Origin of the sequence: Paraprevotella xylaniphila YIT 11841, from assembly GCF_900683745.1 — a bacterium.
Taxonomy (GTDB): Bacteria; Bacteroidota; Bacteroidia; order Bacteroidales; family Bacteroidaceae; genus Paraprevotella; species Paraprevotella xylaniphila.
This window is the reverse complement of the sequence record NZ_LR215980.1, coordinates 2,140,313-2,161,783: the sequence shown is the minus strand read 5'-3', so window position 1 is coordinate 2,161,783 and position 21,471 is coordinate 2,140,313. Positions and strand designations below refer to the sequence as shown.

The 21,471-nt window shown below is 49.7% G+C and carries 7 protein-coding genes, 2 tRNA genes, 3 rRNA genes and 1 pseudogene; 9 read left to right on the top strand and 4 right to left on the bottom strand.

Annotated elements, in window-relative coordinates; genetic code table 11:
• Nucleotides 1–2: 2 nt before the first annotated feature.
• Nucleotides 3–1,289 carry an O-acetylhomoserine aminocarboxypropyltransferase/cysteine synthase family protein gene (locus E0E47_RS09245; protein WP_008628137.1) on the bottom strand — a complete coding sequence of 429 codons (1,287 nt, stop codon included), beginning with the start codon at nucleotides 1,287–1,289 and terminating at the stop codon, nucleotides 3–5.
• Nucleotides 1,290–1,310: 21 nt separating this feature from the next.
• Nucleotides 1,311–1,835, bottom strand: coding sequence for a septal ring lytic transglycosylase RlpA family protein (locus E0E47_RS09240; protein WP_130893535.1), 525 nt, complete (start codon nucleotides 1,833–1,835; stop codon nucleotides 1,311–1,313).
• Nucleotides 1,836–2,131: 296 nt separating this feature from the next.
• On the opposite strand from E0E47_RS09240, the gene E0E47_RS17590 reads away from it, so the two are divergent.
• From E0E47_RS17590 to E0E47_RS09225, 3 genes are all read left to right on the top strand, one after another.
• Nucleotides 2,132–5,767 carry a hypothetical protein gene (locus E0E47_RS17590; protein WP_232038387.1) on the top strand — a complete coding sequence of 1,212 codons (3,636 nt, stop codon included), beginning with the start codon at nucleotides 2,132–2,134 and terminating at the stop codon, nucleotides 5,765–5,767.
• 30 nt (nucleotides 5,768–5,797) lie between these two features.
• A complete protein-coding gene (locus tag E0E47_RS09230) occupies nucleotides 5,798–5,977 on the top strand; it encodes a hypothetical protein (RefSeq protein WP_008628132.1) in 180 nt (59 codons plus the stop codon).
• Nucleotides 5,978–6,072: 95 nt separating this feature from the next.
• On the top strand, nucleotides 6,073–11,505 hold the full coding sequence (locus E0E47_RS09225) for an alginate lyase family protein (RefSeq protein WP_130893534.1): 5,433 nt from the start codon (nucleotides 6,073–6,075) through the stop codon (nucleotides 11,503–11,505).
• A gap of 157 nt (nucleotides 11,506–11,662) precedes the next feature.
• Here the strand turns inward: E0E47_RS09225 and E0E47_RS09220 are convergent, their stop codons facing one another.
• Entirely contained in the window at nucleotides 11,663–11,974 is a 312-nt protein-coding gene (locus E0E47_RS09220) for a hypothetical protein (protein ID WP_130893533.1), read from the bottom strand.
• A 513-nt stretch (nucleotides 11,975–12,487) separates the two neighbouring features.
• Between E0E47_RS09220 and E0E47_RS09215 the strand changes: the two genes are divergently transcribed.
• The 5 genes from E0E47_RS09215 (at nucleotide 12,488) to rrf (ending at nucleotide 17,623) form a co-directional block, all read left to right on the top strand.
• Nucleotides 12,488–14,016 (top strand): 16S ribosomal RNA (locus tag E0E47_RS09215).
• A 184-nt stretch (nucleotides 14,017–14,200) separates the two neighbouring features.
• A tRNA-Ile gene (locus tag E0E47_RS09210) sits at nucleotides 14,201–14,274 on the top strand.
• Nucleotides 14,275–14,288: 14 nt separating this feature from the next.
• A tRNA-Ala gene (locus E0E47_RS09205) sits at nucleotides 14,289–14,362 on the top strand.
• Nucleotides 14,363–14,502: 140 nt separating this feature from the next.
• A 23S ribosomal RNA gene (locus E0E47_RS09200) occupies nucleotides 14,503–17,396 on the top strand.
• A 115-nt stretch (nucleotides 17,397–17,511) separates the two neighbouring features.
• Nucleotides 17,512–17,623 (top strand): 5S ribosomal RNA (gene rrf / locus E0E47_RS09195).
• The 16S, 23S and 5S rRNA genes sit together here with 2 tRNA genes alongside, the layout of an rRNA operon.
• A gap of 210 nt (nucleotides 17,624–17,833) precedes the next feature.
• Here rrf and E0E47_RS17880 read toward each other — a convergent pair.
• A pseudogene (locus tag E0E47_RS17880) lies at nucleotides 17,834–18,109 on the bottom strand (IS110 family transposase); the annotation flags it as partial.
• Between the two features lie 631 nt (nucleotides 18,110–18,740).
• Here E0E47_RS17880 and E0E47_RS09185 point away from each other — a divergent pair.
• Nucleotides 18,741–21,317, top strand: a complete 2,577-nt coding sequence (locus E0E47_RS09185; RefSeq protein WP_420873303.1) for a glycosyl hydrolase 115 family protein — start codon at nucleotides 18,741–18,743, stop codon at nucleotides 21,315–21,317.
• Nucleotides 21,318–21,471: the final 154 nt, after the last annotated feature.

Below are 21,471 nucleotides of genomic sequence, written 5' to 3'. Positions count from 1 at the left end.
ACTTATTTTGATGCATCCAATGCCTGTTGGATGTCTTCGATGATGTCTTCTACATTTTCGATGCCGACCGACAGGCGGATGAGGTCGGGTGCCACTCCGGCTTCGCGCAACTGTTCGTCGGAGAGTTGGCGGTGCGTATGGCTGGCCGGATGCAGCACGCACGTGCGGGCATCGGCCACATGCGTCACGATGCAAATCATCTTCAGGCTGTCCATGAACCGTATGGCATCCTCTTTCGTGCCTTTCAGACCGAATGCGATGACACCGCATGACCCGTTCGGCAGATACTTTTGCCCTAATTCATAATATTTGTTGCTTTTCAGTCCGCAGTAGTTCACCCAAGCCACTCGTTCGTTTTTCTCGAGGTATTCGGCCACGGCCTGCGCGTTGCGGCAATGCTGCGGCATGCGCAGGTGCAGGGTTTCCAGTCCGAGGTTGAGCAAGAATGCGTTTTGGGGGCTTTGGATGGAACCTAAGTCACGCATGAGTTGCGCCGTGGCTTTGGTGATGTAAGCCATCTTGCCGAAAGCCTTGGCATAAGTCAGCCCATGGTAACTTTCGTCCGGTTGGCAAAGTCCCGGGAACTTGTCGGCATGGGCGTTCCAGTCGAAGTTCCCGCTGTCCACGATGGCACCGCCCACCGATGTGGCGTGCCCGTCCATATATTTGGTGGTGGAATGGGTCACGATGTCTGCCCCCCATTCAAACGGGCGGCAGTTGATGGGCGTGGCAAACGTGTTGTCCACAATCAAAGGCACGCCGTGCTTATGGGCCATGCGGGCAAAGCGTTCTATGTCGAACACGTGGCCGCCCGGGTTGGAGATGGTTTCGCCGAAGAAACATTTGGTGTTCGGGCGGAAGGCGGCTTCAATGCGTTCATCGTCCCATTCCGGGTCAACGAATGTGCATTCAATGCCTAATTTCTTCATCGTTACCCCGAAGAGGTTGTAGGTTCCGCCGTAGATGGTGTTGGAGGTGACGAAATGGTCGCCTGCCTGACAGATGTTGAATACGGCATAGAAGTTGGCCGCTTGTCCTGAAGATGTCAGCATGGCACCTACGCCTCCTTCCAGTTCGGCAATCTTGGCAGCCACAGCATCATTTGTGGGGTTTTGCAATCGGGTATAGAAATATCCCGTGTCTTCCAAGTCGAACAAACGAGCCATCTGTTCGCTGTTGTCATATTTAAAAGTAGTACTTTGATAAATAGGTAAAACGCGTGGTTCGCCTTTCTTTGGCGTCCATCCGGCCTGTACGCAAACAGACTCTTTTCTGAGTTTCTTTTCCATTTTGTGTCTACAAATTGAATTCTATTTCTTGTCGATTTTAAGTTTCTTGATTTTTGTCGGTTGGGGCTTTTTTTCTTCTAACATTTCCTGCTGCCATGCCGGTACAGGGTAGGTCACTATATCCTGGTATTCCAAGTGCAGTTCCGGAATTTCTTCGGCATCTTCCGGTCTGAATGGGATGCGGTTGGGGTGTATCCGCGTGATTTCCACTTGGCAAAATCCTTTCCGGATGAATCCTAACTCGCGTGCTGCCGCCTTGGACAGGTCGATGACATAACGTTTCGAGAAAGGGCCGCGGTCGGTTACTCTCACCACCACTTCTTTCCCATTTAGGGGGTTACGTACTTTCAGCAGGGTACCGAAAGGGTACTTCTTGTGTGCGCAGGTCATGCTGTCGCGGTGGTATCTTTCGCCGTTGCTCATTTTTCTTCCATGTAGCTTGTCGGAATAATAACTGGCTTTTCCGGTCAGTTGCTTTTGAGCCGGAACAGTTGTTATTCCACATACTAAGCAAAAACAGCACGCAAAGAATTTTTTTAATGCCATACGCTTCCTTGTTTTCGTGAGTCAGCCCTTTTTCCCGATAAGTTGGCTGACTGAAAATTTCTGCAAAATAAGGCTTTTTGTCCATTTCTTCAAACAAATCTTTGTTTTATTGTGTTTTATGAACGGTTTTTTGCGATTGATGGATGGCGTGGAATGTTAATGTACTAGACGATAAGGGTTAAAAGAATTAAAAACAAAGATCCCATTGTGCTTCTTGGTGGTGTATGTTCGTAAGCCGTATAAAAACAAATGAAAAAGTGATATTAACCTAAGTTTAATTCATTAAAAATGTAGAAATGAACAAAAAATTACTATTCACAGCAGCGCTGATGAGTGCGGCATCTTTGGCTTCCCAACAGGTTTACGGAGCTAAAAGGATTGTGACGGACAAGAGTGTTTATGAGTATGCGATGGGCGGGTTGCAGATTGGAGCAGAAGACGGACAAGTGGATTTGTCCGGTTGGGTGATGCGGAATGCCAAGATGTCTACACTGAGTACGGGAATGTATGATGGGCAGATGGGATGGAAGACAGGCGTAACTGGTGGAAATTTCCGGATTTATGCGATACCCAATGATCCTAACAATAAAGATGTAATCCTAGGGGAATGCCCATGTCCCAATGGCGTGGAACGTTGGAAGGATGCTAGTTATCATTATGAAGCCAATACGAAAATCATATATCAGGATGCCAAACTTCCACAGGGAAAATATACCGTGGTCATGTGGGCGGAATGCCAGAATTTGGGTGACCATACATTGAAGGATGGTATGCAAGTGTTTGCCAATGAGAATGCAGCAGATATTACAACAGGTTATACCATGACAAAGTATGAATTGAAAGAGGTAATTGTCGGAGAGGACGGTCTTCTTTCTTTAGGGATAAAAACAGGAGAGAGAGGGAGTGATAACAATCATATTGTCCTTTCGGCCGTAAGTATTTTGGCAGACCAATCCATAGTGGATGCCGTAAATGCAGGTAATCCCATGGATATGTCGGGGGCGATGTCCAATGCCTCGTGTATGGAAAGTTATGGATGGAAAAAGGATCCTTTAAATCGGTCTGCAGGTTATAATGTGAATAATTCTGCGATAAACAGTGAAGCGTATGCCGGTATGGGGATAGAATATTGGACGGATAGCAATGTGCCCACTAAGAATGCCGATTTGATATGGCAGGAAATAAAAGGACTACCTGCCGGAAGTTACAAAGTGACAGCAGTAGCCATGGGGCGTGCCCAAGGCGGTGGAGATGTTTGTGCCGAAGGTCTGTACCTGTTTGCCAATAGTGGTCAGGAAGCCGTATCCACCAATGTGTGGGGAGAAGTTTCCGTAGTCGGTACGGTGGCCGACGGTACGTTGCGAGTCGGTTTGCGTGCTAGTGAAAACAATGGTAACAACTGGTTGGCTATTTCCCGTGTCAAGGTAGAATATTTGGGAGAGGATATGGGTGCCATGGCAGATGCCTTGAAGGAGAAAGTGGAAGAGGCACATATTTTGGTAAAGAACCTTGAAGGGCAGGTGCCTACAGCTTACTTGGAGGAGTTGGGCGCAGTAAAGGAGGAATCTTGTACCACTTCAGAGGAGTTTGCTGCAGCCATAGCCGAAATAGACAACTTGATAGCTGAGGTGAATCTGGCGAAGGCAGATTTTGCATCCAATTACTTGAATACTAAAGGATATGCAGAGTCTTTGAAAAACATGATTGTGACAGAAGAAACTGCTAAAAATGAATTGCAATCGGCCATTGACGCTGCTTCCGATAAGGCTTTTGCATCAAAAGAGAAAGAAGTCTGGGCTATTGCCGGAAATGAACTGTTGGCATCCTGTAAGGCGTTTTATAAAAAAGGAAACGGCTTTACTGATGAAGTCGCCAATTTGGATGTTACTCCGTTGATGGTGGTGAATCCTGGATTTGAGGATAATACGGTGGACGGTTGGACTTGTGGGGAGGAACCTGATATGAGCCATGGCATGCCTTTCTTTGGGTTCAATGCACATTGGGCACCCACTTTGGACTTTTATCAAGAGGTTGATGTGCCCAATGGACTTTATCGTGTATCTGTGCAAGAACATGCAACGATTGGTGATAAGACAAACCTCTATATTCAAAGTTCGGAGGCAAGGGCTACGACTAAAATGAATTGGAATCATGGAGGTTCGGTAGAGCGGGCTGCGGTAGATTGGGCGGCTGATAAAGAGAGGAACCGGGTTGAGACTAGCAGTGTGCTTGTTGTGGACGGCAAGGTACGGATTGGAGTAAATGTACATAAGTCGGAGGCTCGTTTGCAGTTGTTCTTTGATAATTTCCGTTTGACTTTAGTCAACGATGGGGCTCAGGAGATACAGGGGCTATATGATGCTAAATTAGCAGAAGCTCAGGCTATAGATGTGGCTTATTTGCCGGAAAACCTTCAGGTTGTTCTGAAACAGGCTATTGAAATGCCGGTTGCTACGTTGGAGGAACGTTATGCCGCTTATAATACTTTGAAACAGGCTGTGGAAAAATGTGCGTCAATGGTTGGCGTATCAAAAGATATAGCCGGATTGTTAGCAGAATGTTTGACGTACAAGGAGAATTCTACGGCAGACCAAGAAACGGTGAATGTTTTTGAACTTGCCATAAAAACAGCAGAAGGGTATGTTCAACTTGAAACGGTTGAGGAACTTCAAGTTTGCTATAATGCTTTGGAGAATGCTCGTCGGGTTTTTGTACAATCGGCTACCCCTATGGGTGAACAACAGTTCGACATGACGTTTATGTTGAAGAATCCGGATGTTTCAGGTTTCGGAAGTTGGAGTGCAGTAGAAGGATGGAACGGTGATAATGCGAATGTTGCAGGTTGGGGAGTTCGTGCACAACATAATGCAGCTCAAACCGGTGAAACGAGTGGGGATGCTTTCTTTGAATGTTATGCTGATGGCGTATTACCGGATGGCTTATGGGCTATATATCAAACGGTAAACTTGTCTTCAGGATTTTATACCATGCGTTTGGCTACCTTTGCGGGGCCGGTGAATAACGTCCCGGGTACGGGTGAAGCCAAGGTGGCTTTATACGCCGGAGAGAAACGAGGAGATGAGGTGAAGTCTACAGCATTGGCTTATCGTGAGGTCTCTTTCTGTCAGAGTACGGAAGGGGAAATGCGTTTGGGCGTGAAGACGGAAGAGGGCAATCTGGCCAACTGGATAGGCTGTAACGACATGAAACTCTATAAAGTGGCTCCCAAGGCCGAGGCTTTGGCTTTGGATGAATCCAAGGCTTATGACGTGAAAGCTGACATGTATGCTGATGTGACCCTTCAGCGCAAGTTGGTGGCCGGAAAGTGGAACACTTTCTGTGTGCCTTTTGCCCTGACTGCCGAACAGATTGAGGCCAATAAACTGGGTGAGGTAAGGCGGTTAGGTGGAATGCAAGCGTCGGGAAAGGATATTACGTTGGATTTCGGCAAGGTGGATGCCGTGGAAGCCGGTGTGCCTTATTTGGTGAAGCCGGTAGGAACTGTGACGGAAATCAAGGCAGACGGGGTGATGGTCAGTGCAAAACAGCCGGAAGCTTTTCCGATGAATTTGGTTTCGATGACCGGAAACTACGGTGCCACCACAGTACCGCAAGGGGCATACTTTATCAATGACGATATGTTCTATTTGGCCGACCAAGCAGACAAGGTAAGCCTGAAAGGCTTCCGCGCCTATATCAATGTGGAGTCGGAATCTCCGGTTGCCGGTGTCAACCGCTTGCTCATCGAAATAGACGGATCGGTGACTCGTGTCGGTGAAGTGTTGGGTAACACGGCGGAAGATGGCGGAAAGATAGTTGATGTGTTTACTCTGAGTGGCGTGAAGGTGAAGGTCGGTGTGAAGAAGGCTGAAGCCCTCCGTGGCTTGGAACGCGGCATCTACATCGTGGACGGAAAGAAAGTAATCAAATAAAAGGTATGAACTTATAAAAACTAATAGACAATGGAAAAGAAAACGTATGTGTCTCCCCGTGTGGAGATGGTAAAGATGGAAGTCTCGGATATGATGGCTTGCAGTGTGAATGCGGGTGGTGACGTGAATATCGGTTATGGCGGTAACGCCTCTGAACATGATATCATCGAGGCGTATTCGAATAAAAACGGAGGATGGGATATTTGGTAAGTCCTTTATGAAATAGAGGGGATGCTGTATCCTTTTTTGGGAAAGGGCGGCATTCTTTTTTGCTGAAAATATATGGATAGAAAAGTTTTATTGTCATGAAACGAAGATTATTATTGTGTTTATTTAGTGTAGCTCTCGTGGCAGGCACGTTATATGCCCAAGAGGCAGCTTTCCGCCACCCTGGCCTGCTACACTCGGAGGATGACTTTGAGGCCGTGCGTGCTCGCTTGGCCTCAGGGGATGAGCATGCTTTGGAGGCATTGGAAGCCTTGCGTACGGCTCCTCCCGTAAATGGAGACCACGGACATAACTGGGGCGTGAACGAGTATATTTCACGTGGAATATCCGGTCAGGAGAATTATATGAATGCTTACCGTAATGCGGCGCGGGCTTATCAATGTGCATTGTTATGGAAGATTACGGGAGATGAGGGCTATGGCGACGTGGCCATAGACGTATTGAATGCTTACCGTATCTATAACAAAGGACTTGCCGGCAATACGAATGTTTCGTTGATTCCCGGATTTATCGGTTACCAGTTTATCAATGCTGCCGAAATCATGCGCGATTATAAGAAATGGCCGGAAGAAGATTTTGAATTGTTTAAGCAATACATGATAGATGTATGGTTTACTACGGCACAAGATTTTTTGGAACGTCGGCATGATACGGTAGAGCGCGAACAAAACTGGTATCATTACCATAGTAACTGGGGATTGGGAAATGCGCTTTTCTGTGTTTCTTTAGGGGTATTATGCGACTTACCGGACATATATAATTACGGTATGTATTGGTTGAAAGAAGGTCCGGGCAATGAGTCGCTTTGCGTGACGGCCCTTCATCCCGATGCGTTCGGACAGGGTTTGTGCGGCTATGGTTGGGGACTGATACCTTGGTTCCATAAAGATGAGCGTGCCCCCTTAGGTTATTTGAACCAAATGCAAGAGAGCGGGCGCGATCAAGGGCATGCCATGGCGGCGTTGGGCTTGTTGTCGTACGCTTTTGAGTCGGCTTACAATCAGGGAGACAATGCTTTTTGCAATTTGACGAATACGCTAATACCAGGCCAGGCCGGTGCGGCGATGGTTGCCGGTGCGGCAGAATACGTGGCAGCATACAATAGTGGCACGGACGACCTGCCTTATAAACAGAATTGGTGGATGGGGGGATTGAATGCTACCGGACGCGGGCAATGGCGCCCTATTTGGCAGTTGTTCATCAATCATTACGAGAACCGGATGGGAATCCCGATGAACTTTTGCCGGACGATGAAAGGGATTATCGGTATGGAGCGTGGCGGTGGTTCGTATGGGAACAACAGCGGTGGGTATGACCATACAGGGTTCGGCGACTTGATGTACAGTGACCGGCCGGTTACTGCGGAACAAGTGCCTACAATTCTTTTTCCTGTGATAGCCGGAAAGACAGAAACCCGAAAATATGCGGAAATCCGAGATGTGGAACCGGGGGCTGTATTGACCTTGTCGGCTACTTTACCCGAGGGGGAGAGCAATACGGGAAAATGGACATGGGATGACGGGGCGGCCGGACAGCAACGGCAAGTCACGGCTGAACATTCCGGAATATATCGTCTTACGTACACGAATACCCATGGAATAGAGAGTACACAAATGTTTTCCGTGTCCGTACGCGGTGAGGGGATTAAAGGAACGTTGTCCTCAACGGCCGTATATAACGGTCAGGTGGTGGAAGGCAGTGAAGTCTTGATGGGAAAAGGGCGTTCGCTGACCGTGAGCACTTCTTATGCGAACTGGAATTACATAGAAAGTGAAATATGGTATGATGAGAACGGCAGGCAGCTGGCCACGGGAGGTTCCTATACCTATACTTTAGAGGATGACCAGGAGCACGAGTTGATATTCCGTTTGACCAACCAGTCGGGAGTCGTGATAGAGAAATCCTTCCATATTATTCCCAATGAGAATGAGTTGACTCATTCTTTGCCGGACCCTGATTGTGAGAAACCTGAACTGTGGGCGGTGGACGTGGAAGGTTTTCAAAAGGGTGTGTCGTCAGTTTCGGGGTTAAGCCAACCTTATATCGAACGTAAACGTACGGCTTCGGAGGATGGTCGGACTTGTTGGGGACAGGAACGTTTTAACATATTCCAGACCCTTGAAGGTTTGAAGCCGGGTAAATATGAATTGGGGGCATCTGTCATTGCCACGCAACAAGGCAAGAGCGGAGAGGCTGCCCGTAATTATGTAAAAGATGTATATTTGTATGCCGACGGGGTAAATACGCCGGTGGCTTCACTGGATGGGGAGGCCGGACGTTTTACGGTAGAGTTCTATGTCGGCGAAGAGGGCAAGGTGACTTTCGGAGCCAAGAATATGACCGATCAGAATTATGCTTATTCGGCGAATGGTATGAATTGGTTTGCCATGGATAACTTTAGTTTGCTTTACCTTGGGGAGACGGATTTGTCAGTTGATTTGTCCGCTATGCGAAAAGAGGCGGATGCCATTCGGGAGGATGAGGTGACACCTGCGCTTTGGCTGCAGTTGCTCGGATTGAAAGAATCGGCTTCGGATGGGATAGAGACGGCCGTGCGTTATCAACGCGTGTTGGGAGAGATACACCTGTTGCAGGTGCATTATGAGGACTACAAGGACGCGTACGAGAGGTATAAGAAGTTTGTGGAGACGGAGGGAGTGGACGATGCCTCATTGAAAGAAGCATTGGATCTTTTTGCCGCAGCGGGTTCGGCCGATGAGGTTTTCAGGGCTTATGAGAATTTGGATAAGGCTTGGAAGGTCTATTTACCCCATGTGGGCAAAGCCGTGGATGTCAGTTCGGTTTTGCCGGACGGAGGGTGTCTGTTACCTTCGGGAAACGACGTGATGTTTGATAACCGTACGCATTGGATGACCGATGCTGAAGGTGGTAATTATCGTGTGTTTGCCATAGACGGGTCGGATGCGCAGCGTGGGGATGCTATGGGAGAGAACATGATAGAACGTTATTGTACGGGCAATTTCTTGGCCGGACAGCGTTTGATTTATGCGTCTGCATCCGGGTTGCCTGTTGGGCGCTATATCTTCAAGGCGGTTGCACAGAAAGGAGCCGACGGAGGGGTAATAGAATTGTTTGCCAATGACGGCAGGTCTCCGGTGACATCGGTTAAGGTTTTGCGTGGGACGGAAGTGGCGACGGATGTACTTGACCAAGATTTGACAGTGGGAGTGGAATCTGGTTTGAATAATGCATGTCAGTGGGTGTCGTTTGCCGACGTGGCTTTGGAGTATCAAAGTCCGTACATGTTGCTTGAAGAAGCGGTGGCGGCTTCAGATACGTTGACGTATGGTGAAGACAAGGGCGGTGCTCTGAAAAAGGCGGTCGATGAGGCGCGTGTATTATTGGTGTCCGGTGAGGCACGTGAACGTATGGCGGCTTATCATACCTTGCTGGATGCGATGGAGCAATACCGTTTGGATAATGCGTCTGTTGCACATCCGGTCGATTTGACGGCACGGATACAAAATGCTGGTTTTGACATTGGGAATACGACCGGGTGGACGCTTACGGTATCGGATGCGAACTATCCTAAGTTCAGTCAGGGGGTGATGGAGTTCTGGCATACCACTTTTGATTGTCATCAATTGTTGACAGGACTCCCGTTAGGAAATTACCGGGTGAGTATGCAGGCACGAAGCGATTTGGGCGCCTCCAATAAGCACTTCCGGTTGTATGTGAAGACTACCGGTGGTTTGCCGGTTTCGGTGTATAGTGTGGATAAGACGCGGGCCGATGGGGAGAATACGGCATTGCATCTGGGGCAGAATGCAGAGGACTTGAATGCCGATGCAACCGTTTCGCGTATTTACACAGATGTTTTTGTGGGTGATGGACAGTTGGCCGTGGGCGCAGTATGCGATAATGCCGGAATGTGGTGTGTGATGAATGATTTCGTATTGGAGTATCTGGGCGTAGGAGATGATGACTTGCGACAGACGTGGGAGGCACAGGTGGATGTGGCTCGCTCACTCGACCGCGAACTTTTGCCGCAAGCTGTAGAAACGTTGTTGGATGAGGCTGTGGCAGTAGACGTGTCTTCCATTACAGTGGATTCTCTGGGGCGGGCGTTGTCTGGCTTGATGAAGGAAATAGAGAATGCCCGCAGTGTCATGGTGGATTATGAAGTATATCGGAACCGGAAAATGGTGGCAGAGGAGATTGCCGGGAATTCTGTCCCTAAATTGAGTTCTTCGCTTACGATTTTCAAGAACAACATTGCGTCTGCCGCAACGGAGGCTGAGAAAGCCGTAGATGTGTCGGCTGTGCAGAAAGCGTGCGAGAATTTAGAGTCCGCACGCCAGAGGTACGTGATAGATGCGGAACCGCTGAACGGCATTGCTTTTGACATGACGTTCAAGGTGAATAATGCCGCTTGCGATGCGGACGGCGGCTGGTTGAACGACGGGACGGTGAACTTCCGTTCCTTGGTCAATACTGCACAGAATGGGGAATACGGAGGTGGTGTGTTCTATGAAAACTGGATTGGTCCGGGCAATGAACTGAAGGATGGGAAACGCCCCATTTACCAGACGGTGGGTTCGCTCCCGAATGGAAACTATGAATTGACGGCTGCGGCATTCCGAAAGGTGGAATTGAGCAGTGCCGATGTGGCAGGCATGAATGTGGCTCTGTATTTGAACGGGCAGCAGACTGACGTGACATCTGCGGTGCTAGATTATTTCTCAGTGGAAGGTGCGGTCTCTTCTCGTACGGCTGAAATAGGTCTGGTGGGCGGTGCCGGCAATACGGCAAATTGGGTTGGTTTGGCAGATGTGAAGCTGATGTATTATGGCAGTGACGTATCGGAGTTGAGTGAGGACGATAGTCGTTTTGACGTGCGGGACGGGACGTATGGCACGGTGACAGTACGGCAGAACTTGTTGTCGGGGCTGTGGAATATGGTTTGCTTGCCGTTTGATTTGTCTTCGGCTCAGGTTCGAAAGTATTTTGAAGAGGTGAAGGCGTTGGAAAGCGTGGAATTGGCCGGAGAGGATTGTAACTTGAATTTTGGGAATGTGCGCGACATGGTAGCGGGAGTGCCTTATCTGGTAAAGGTGGCTCAGACGCTCTCTGTGCAAACTTATGAGAAAGTGACAATAGATGCAGATGCCGTTTCGTCCGGTGCAGCAGTTGTTTCAGATGGAGCTGTTACGGCTTGTTTGCAGGGAACTTTCCAAAAGGTGGCGTCCTACGGAGATAATGTATATGCTTATGGACCGAACGTATTTTCAAAAGCCGAAACGGGAACGGAAATTAAAGCTTTCCGAGGCTATTTGGAGCTAGAGGGAGTTTTCCCGAAGCGTTTGAATCTTTATATAGATGGTGAACAGACGGGGGTACGGTTGGTGAAAGGAGCAGATGAGGATGCAAAGGTCAATGTCTACACTACAGACGGAAAACTTGTCAGGTCGGCGGTGAAGCGGAATGCTGCCTTGCAGGGGTTGCCTTCCGGAGTGTATGTCGTGGACGGGAAGAAGTGTGTGAAGTGAAAGTTTTTCGTTTTTTGGGGGACTCTTTATTGATTTGAATAAGAATCGATTATGTCCAAACTGAAATGAAAACCGGAGAAGGTTATATGTTATAACTGAATATGTAGAAGAGTCATGTCAAACTCGGTTTCGAGGGTACATGGCTCTTTATTTATGATCACATACGGGATATAAACGTACTGTTCGCGTTCCCTCCCGGGTTTATGGCTTTTCGTCCGGTAGGCGCAAGTTTCCGCTTTGGCATGTCGGTCAGGCCGTCCGTTTCCGTCCCGTCCTTTCCGCAATCCGCCCGTTCCCCTTGCTTCCAACCAACCGTCGGCATCCCGCTCTTTTCTTGTTTTGCCTGCCTCCACCTTAATATATATGAGGATGTTTCCTTTCGTGCCCCCTTGTTCGTGCCTCCTGCGCCGATAGGCCTGTCCTGTCCCTTCTTTCTCCATGCCGTCTTTGCCGCCTCTTCTTCCTTCATTTCGCTGTTTTCCGTCCCCTGTCCTCCGTTTCTTTTCTATCTACCTCCTTCCATTCTGAAAAAAAAATCCCTCAGTGTGTTCGGTGTTTCCTGCTGTAAAACACGTGTTTTACAGCGTGTTTCTTGTCCATGTGGTTGTGCTTGTGTGTCCTTGTGCCGGGGTTGGCCCGGAAAAAAGTTGGTGAAACGTTTGGCAGTTATGGTAAAAGGTTGTACTTTTGCACTCGCTTTCGGGAAGCAAGGCCTTGTGTGGCCGTTGCGGAGCGGGGGCGGTAAATGAAAGAGTTCATTGAAAGTCTTACATAAAGAGAGAAAGTAGTACAAGAGCTTGGATGTTTTTTTGGAGGTTGTTTCCTCTTTGAGAAATGTCCAAGGGTAAAAAAGAAACGAACCGTCATACCCCTCATTCGAGTTGAGGGGGAACCAGGAGCGGCACGCCGGTAGGCGTGACAAGTTCGGGGAGTCCGGAACAGACGATATGCCCCGCCGTAAGGCGGGTCAAAAAGATATTCTACAATGGAGAGTTTGATCCTGGCTCAGGATGAACGCTAGCTACAGGCTTAACACATGCAAGTCGAGGGGCAGCATGAACTTAGCTTGCTAAGTTTGATGGCGACCGGCGCACGGGTGAGTAACGCGTATCCAACCTGCCCTTTACCCGGGGATAGCCTTCTGAAAGGAAGTTTAATACCCGATGAATTCGTTTAGTCGCATGGCTTGATGAATAAAGATTAATTGGTAAAGGATGGGGATGCGTCCCATTAGCTTGTTGGCGGGGTAACGGCCCACCAAGGCGACGATGGGTAGGGGTTCTGAGAGGAAGGTCCCCCACATTGGAACTGAGACACGGTCCAAACTCCTACGGGAGGCAGCAGTGAGGAATATTGGTCAATGGGCGCGAGCCTGAACCAGCCAAGTAGCGTGGAGGACGACGGCCCTACGGGTTGTAAACTCCTTTTATAAGGGGATAAAGTTGGCCATGTATGGCCATTTGCAGGTACCTTATGAATAAGCATCGGCTAATTCCGTGCCAGCAGCCGCGGTAATACGGAAGATGCGAGCGTTATCCGGATTTATTGGGTTTAAAGGGAGCGTAGGCGGGCAGTCAAGTCAGCGGTCAAATGGCGCGGCTCAACCGCGTTCCGCCGTTGAAACTGGCAGCCTTGAGTATGCACAGGGTACATGGAATTCGTGGTGTAGCGGTGAAATGCTTAGATATCACGAGGAACTCCGATCGCGCAGGCATTGTACCGGGGCATTACTGACGCTGAGGCTCGAAGGTGCGGGTATCAAACAGGATTAGATACCCTGGTAGTCCGCACAGTAAACGATGAATGCCCGCTGTCGGCGACATAGTGTCGGCGGCCAAGCGAAAGCGTTAAGCATTCCACCTGGGGAGTACGCCGGCAACGGTGAAACTCAAAGGAATTGACGGGGGCCCGCACAAGCGGAGGAACATGTGGTTTAATTCGATGATACGCGAGGAACCTTACCCGGGCTTGAATCGCAGGTGCATGGGCCGGAGACGGCCCTTTCCTTCGGGACTCCTGCGAAGGTGCTGCATGGTTGTCGTCAGCTCGTGCCGTGAGGTGTCGGCTTAAGTGCCATAACGAGCGCAACCCCCCTCCCCAGTTGCCACCGGGTAATGCCGGGCACTTTGGGGACACTGCCACCGCAAGGTGCGAGGAAGGTGGGGATGACGTCAAATCAGCACGGCCCTTACGTCCGGGGCGACACACGTGTTACAATGGGGGGTACAGAGGGCCGCTGCCCGGTGACGGTTGGCCAATCCCTAAAACCCCTCTCAGTTCGGACTGGAGTCTGCAACCCGACTCCACGAAGCTGGATTCGCTAGTAATCGCGCATCAGCCATGGCGCGGTGAATACGTTCCCGGGCCTTGTACACACCGCCCGTCAAGCCATGAAAGCCGGGGGTGCCTGAAGTCCGTGACCGCGAGGGTCGGCCTAGGGTAAAACCGGTGATTGGGGCTAAGTCGTAACAAGGTAGCCGTACCGGAAGGTGCGGCTGGAACACCTCCTTTCTGGGGTCCTTCCCGCAAAACGGTCCATTCCGCGTCCGCTCCCGGGTAGTTTCCTCTTGTACGGCTGTCTTTCTTGTTTTGGTATGTGAGGCTTAAAAAAGGATAAGTGAGGGATGCAGGAGGCTCAGCTTCCGCCCGGTGGCGTTTCCGCCGCCCGCCCGCATCCGGGTCACAGGGTCACGCCAGTCCCATAGCTCAGTTGGTCAGAGCGCCACACTGATAATGTGGAGGTCGGCAGTTCAACTCTGCCTGGGACTACGCGGGTATTTTCGGGGGGATTAGCTCAGCTGGCTAGAGCACCTGCTTTGCAAGCAGGGGGTCAACGGTTCGAATCCGTTATTCTCCACCCGGCCCCGAGGGGGCATGCGATCATTGACATGTTGGACAGACAAAACGTAAAGAAAGCGAACGAGGTATGTTTTAACGAACATGTGCAGGCAGGCCCGCCTGCCGTATCTTCCCTGGTGGAAGGCGGCCGGCGGCCGAGGCGAAAGTATTCAAGGGCGCACGGCGGATGCCTAGGCTCTTACAGGCGATGAAGGACGTGATAAGCTGCGACAAGCCGCGGTGAGGCGCAAATGGCCATTGACCCGCGGGTATCCGAATGGGGCAACCCAACGTTTTGAAGAAACGTTATCCCGCGAGAGCGGGAGGCGAACGCGGGGAACTGAAACATCTTAGTACCCGCAGGAGAAGAAAATAAATAATGATTCCCCCAGTAGTGGCGAGCGACCGGGGAATAGCCCAAACCGGCGTTGTCCAGGCATCGCCGGGGTTGTAGGACCGCGATGTCGCAAGAGTGATGGCGAGTGGAAGGAACTGGAAAGTTCCGCCATAGAGGGTGACAGCCCCTTACACGAAGCCATGCGAAGCGTAGCGGAATCCTGAGTAGCGCGGGACACGTGTAATCCTGTGTGAATCAGCCGGGCCCATCCGGCAAGGCTAAATACTCGTAAGAGACCGATAGTGAACCAGTACCGTGAGGGAAAGGTGAAAAGCACCCCTGTTAGGGGAGTGAAAAAGATCCTGAAACCGTGCGCCTACAAGCGGTCGGAGCGCCCATTGGGCGTGACGGCGTGCCTTTTGCATAATGAACCTACGAGTTGCCGTCACCGGCAAGGCCAAGGGGCATGAGCCCCGCAGCCGCAGCGGAAGCGAGTCTTAAAAGGGCGCAGGAGTCGGTGGTGGCAGACGCGAAACCGGGTGATCTACACTTGTCCAGGATGAAGTCCCGGTAACACGGGATGGAGGTCCGCACCAATAAGCGTTGAAAAGCTTCTGGATGAGGTGAGTGTAGGAGTGAAAGGCCAATCAAACTCGGAGATAGCTCGTACTCCCCGAAAGGCATTTAGGTGCCGCCTGTGGAGTTCCCGGCGCGAGGTAGAGCGACTGATAGGATGCGAGGGCTTCACCGCCTGTCAAGTCCTGACAAACTCCGAATGCGCGCCGGCCAATCCATGGAGTAAGGGCACGGGTGCTAAGGTCCGTGCCCGAGAGGAGAAGAATCCAGACCACCGGCCAAGGTCCCGAAATGCTGGTTAAGTTAGACTAACGCAGTCCGTCCCCCCAGACAGCTAGGATGTTGGCTTGGAAGCAGCCATTCATTCAAAGAGTGCGTAACAGCTCACTAGTCGAGGGGATGGGCGTGGATAATAATCGGGTATGAAACCAGTTACCGAAGCCGTGGGATATGAGAATATCGGTAGGGGAGCATTCCATCCTGCGTCGAAGGCGCCGCGCGAGCGGCTCTGGAGCGGATGGAAAAGCAAATGTAGGTATAAGTAACGATAAGGAGGGTGCGATCCCCTCCCGCCGAAAGACCAAGGTTTCCTGAACAACGCCAATCGGTTCAGGGTGAGTCGGTCCCTAAGCATAAGCCTAAGGGCGAGGGCGATGGATCAAACGGTTAATATTCCGTTACTGTCTTGGTGTGTGACGCGGCGACGGAGAAGTGACACGGCCGCCCCCTGACGGAAAAGGGGGTTTAAGCGCAAAGGTTACGAGGGAGGCAGGCAAGCCCACCTCCCGAGCCGAAGCGCGAAAGTACGCGGCGCCCTTCTGGGCAACGCGACAGCGCCGGTAACCATGCTCCCGAGAAAACCCGCTAAACTCCAGCACCAAGTCATCCGTACCGTAAACGGACACACGTGGTCGGGTAGAACATACTAAGGCGCTTGGGAGATTCACGGTTAAGGAACTAGGCAAATTGACCCCGTACCTTCGGAACAAGGGGTCCTCGTGTAAACGAGGCGCAGAGAATAGGTCCAGGCAACTGTTTAACAAAAACACAGGGCTGTGCAAATTCGAAAGAAGCCGTATACAGCCTGACACCTGCCCGGTGCCGGAAGGTTAAGAGGAGGGCTCATACTTATGTAGAAGGCCCGAATTGAAGCCCCGGTAAACGGCGGCCGTAACTATAACGGTCCTAAGGTAGCGAAATTCCTTGTCGGGTAAGTTCCGACCTGCACGAATGGTGTAATGATCCGGACACTGTCTCAACCGTGATCCCAGTGAAATTGTAGTATCGGTGAAGATGCCGATTACCCGCGATGGGACGAAAAGACCCCGTGAACCTTTACTACAGCTTAACGTTGTACCCGGGCCGTCGATGTGTAGGATAGGCCGGAGGCGTAGAATGAGGCACGCCAGTGCCTTTGGAGCCGTCGTTGAAATACGGCCCTTTGGCCGTCTGGGTACTAACTTGTTGGATACAAGGACCGCGTTTGGCGGGTAGTTTGACTGGGGTGGTCGCCTCCAAAAGCGTAACGGAGGCTCCTCAAGGTGCCCTCAGGCCGATTGGTAACCGGCCGCAGAGTGTAATGGCAGAAGGGCGCTTGACTGGGAGGCCGACAGGCCGCACAGGCAGGAAACTGGAGCATAGTGATCCGGCGGTTCCGCATGGAAGGTCCGTCGCTCAAAGGATAAAAGGTACTCCGGGGATAACAGGCTGATCCCTCCCAAGAGCTCATATCGACGGAGTGGTTTGGCACCTCGATGTCGGCTCGTCACATCCTGGGGCTGGAGAAGGTCCCAAGGGTTGGGCTGTTCGCCCATTAAAGTGGCACGCGAGCTGGGTTCAGAACGTCGTGAGACAGTTCGGTCTCTATCTATCGTGGGCGTTGGAAATTTGCGTGGTTCGGGCACTAGTACGAGAGGACCGTGCCGGACCGACCTCCGGTTTGCCGGTTGTGCCGCCAGGCGCACCGCCGGGTATCCGCGTCGGGTATGGATAAGCGCTGAAAGCATCTAAGCGCGAAGCCTTCCACAAGATTAGATTTCCTTTTAGAGGGCCGTCAAAGACGATGACGTGGATAGGGTGCAGGTGTAAAGGCGGCGACGCCAAAGCCGAGCACTACTAATAGCCCGAAAGCTTTCGCCGTTCGTGGTATCCCTGCCCGCACATGGCATTCCTGTTCGTCATCCTTTCGTTTTGTTTGTTTGACTTGTGTCCCACACTCGGTCCGCGCCCCGGCGCGTGCCGCAGTTCGAATCCATCATGGTGGCTATAGCGGCGGTGTCCCACCTCTTCCCATCCCGAACAGAGAAGTTAAGCCCGCCCTCGCCGATGGTACTGCCCGCAAGGCGGGAGAGTAGGTAGCCGCCTTTTTCCATTCCGTTCCCCCGCGCACGGCCCATGCCGGGCGGGGGAACGGGTTTTTTTATGGCCGTTGCGAGGTTCCCCTTTCACATCCTCCGGCGCTCATATGCTGTATAGGCATAAAGGGGGGGAGCCACTGTGTAGAGAGAATGTATTTGGGGTATATTTAGCTCAACGGGTGGAGGTGACGTGGCCCGGCCCATCCGCTTTTTTGATAAAGGCGATGAACTGTGTATCCATCTCATCTGTCTTGGTGGTGATAAGCATTATACGGGCAAAGTTGTTTTATCTTCAGCGGACTTCTCAAGATTGACGGGTTATCCCGGCCTCTGAAAGCAGGTAAATGAGCAACGCACTGTAATTGTCCATGGCCTTCAGGACACAATGATGTCCTTTGGCAGAAATGGTTTGGACAAACTCGTAGACATCTTTTATGGTGTTCCTGAAAGTTCACATCCTGCTTGTCTTTGGGTAGCGAATAAGCGACGTTAGCATCGTCCAATTATGTCATTGTCTGGATGGTATATTAAGCAATATCTCTACATTGCAGGTCTGCATTATGAATGCGGGGACTAAAAATTCATTGGATTATCTGGTTTCTGGTGTAAAAGTATGGAGAAGAAACATCTTTCACAATCTTTGGCACCAATGAAACATGATTTGGGGATTTTACGGAAGGATGGAGATGATAAGTATTTGCTATCTCTGTTTAAAAGGGGTGGTTATATAATGGTTTGAATGAATACTGTATTATTTTAGTTGGGATAACTGTAGGCTTTGGTCTTTTTTAACTATAATCTGATTTCGTTTTTGAATATGTAACCTGATGTTACATTCTTTCCTTTCTTCTAAACCTACCGGTATATCCTGTTCTTGTCTTATATCCAGATATTTATTTTATAATTCAGTTCTATGTAAGTGAAGAATTTATATGCATTGTTACCTTAATGTATGGAATCGGCTTTTTGCAAGAAAAAGTGGTAGATGTTACATACGCTAAAATATTCGCAATAGTTATTTTATGAAGTTTCTGATTTTTGTTTGTTTCTTTGCAATGGATTTTTTAGGGGAAAATGGCAATATGATTGAAAACAAATAAGATTTTATGGTTATGCGGAAAAGAAGAATGTTAATGGTATTATTGGCGGTGAGTTGGCTGATAGGTTCAGCCTGGGCTATCGACAACAAGGGGATTACTTTTGGGCAGCCTGCCGCTGATTGTTTTACGTTGGTTGAGGGTGGGGAGGTTACTCCGATATTATTGGATGAAAAAGATGACGTCGGAGTTGCCATAGCTGCGAAAAACTTACAAGATGATTTCCGTAAGGTGACGGGAATGAAGGCCGAACTTCTCCACTCCGTAAAGGGGAAGCGTTTGATTGTGGTTGGTTCTTTGGAGAGCAGATTTGTCAAGGAACTCGTAAAGACGAAAAAGATAGATATAACTTCATTGGAAGGTAAACGTGAGAAGTATTTGATGAGAGCTGTTTCTCGTCCTTTTGATGGAGTAGACGAGGCATGGGTCGTTATCGGCAGTGATAAGCGGGGAACGATTTATGGCATATATGAACTTTCAGAACAGATAGGGGTGTCTCCCTGGTATGATTGGGCAGATGTGCCTGTGGTGCAGCGTAAGAACCTGTATATTCAGCGTGGTGAATATACGGCCGGCGAACCGGCTGTAAGGTATAGGGGCATATTTCTGAACGATGAAGCCCCTTGCCTTACTGGATGGGTAAAGCATACCTATGGGACCAATTATGGAGACCACCGTTTTTATGCTCGGGTATTTGAGTTGATTCTTCGTTTGCGGGGGAACTTTATGTGGCCGGCCATGTGGTCATGGAGCTTCTATGCAGATGATCCCGAAAACAGCAGGACCGCCCGTGACATGGGGATCATCATGGGAACTTCGCATCATGAACCGATGGCACGCAACCATCAGGAATGGGCGCGTAAACGTAGGCAGTACGGGGTATGGGATTATGCGACGAACCAAAAGGTGCTTGATCGTTTTTTCCGTGAAGGAATAGAGCGTGCGAAAGATACTGAAGATTTGATAACTATCGGTATGCGTGGAGATGGTGATGCCCCGATGGGAGGAAAGGAAGGGGCAGACCACGAGTATGTCAACCGTGACGAATATAATATGAACTTGCTTGAGAAGGTAATTAAAAATCAGCGTAAAATCATTAGGGATGTGACTGGCAGACCTGCTGATGAACGGCCGCAAGTGTGGGCCATATATAAAGAGGTACAGCGTTTTTATGACATGGGCCTGCGTGTACCCGATGATGTGATAATGTTGCTTTGCGATGATAACTGGGGAAATGTGCGTCGTCTGCCCAATGCGGAAGAACGCAAACGTCCCGGAGGATGGGGCATGTATTATCATGTGGATTATGTCGGTGCACCGAGAAATTCAAAATGGTTGAATGTGACTCCCATACAGAACATGTGGGAGCAGTTGCAGTTGACGTATGATTACGGTGTGGATAAATTATGGATTCTTAATGTAGGGGATTTGAAACCCATGGAGTATCCCATTACTTTGTTCTTGGATATGGCTTGGAACCCGAAACGGTATACGGCAGATAACCTGTTGGAGCATCCGCGTGGTTTTTGTGCCCGACAGTTTGGAGAAGAACAGGCAGATGAAGCTGCGCGTATTCTCAACCTTTATAGCAAATACAATGGGCGTGTGACTCCGGAAATGTTGGATTGCCATACTTATAATATAGAAACCGGCGAGTGGAAACAGGTGGCTGATGAATACCGTAAGTTGGAGGCCGATGCGCTTCGCCAATATCTGTCTTTGCCGCAGGAATATCATGATGCCTACAAGCAGTTGATCCTTTTTCCGGTGCAAGCCATGGCTAATCTTTATGAGATGTATTATGAGCAAGCTATGAACCATAAGTTATATGAGGAGAACAATCCGCAAGCTAACGTTTGGGCGGATAAGGTGGCACAGGCCTTTAAGTTCGATTCTTTGTTATGTGATGACTACAATAATGTAATGTCGGGTGGAAAATGGAAAAACATGATGGTGCAGAAACATATAGGATATACTTCGTGGAATGATAACTTTCGTGCTGATATTATGCCTAAAGTTTTCCGGATAGAGAATCCCGAACAGCAAAAAGGTGGCTATGTTTTTACGGGCAAGTACGGCGTGGTGTCTATGGAAGCCGAGCATTATTTTGAGGCAAAGCCTGCCGCAACAGCAGATTGGACGGCCATACCTTATTTGGGGCGTACTCTGAGTGGTGTAGCTTTGATGCCTTATACAGAAGGGGTGGAAGGGGCATCGCTTACTTATAAGATGGCCATTCCGGAGAACGTCTCGGAAGTCAACGTACATGTCGTTGTCAAGTCTACGCTGGCTTTTCATGATGTAAAAGGACACGAGTATGCCGTCGGTTTCGAAGGTGGTAAAGAGACGGTGGTTAATTTCAATGCCAATTTGAACGAGGAGCCGGAAAATGTGTATAATGTGTTTTACCCTACGGTGGCTCGTAGGGTTGTGGAGAAGGTTGTGAAACTTGCCGTTCCTCCATCTGCGGACGGGATGCAGTTGCTTATCTTGAAACCTTTAGATCCGGGAATTGTATTCGAGAAAATAGTAGTGGATTGCGGCGGATACCAAAAGAGCTATCTCTTTATGGATGAGTCACCGTGCAAGAGGGATTTGCGTAAGTAAAGTCATGGTGTATACGGAAGGATTACTGTTATAGAGTGTCCTTCCGTATATATTACTGTTGAACCTGTTGGGAATTTCCCTTTTTAAGGTTGGAGTTGAATGGTTTTTGATTACGGTTACCTGTAAGAATGCCGAAGGAAATTTTGTGTGTGAA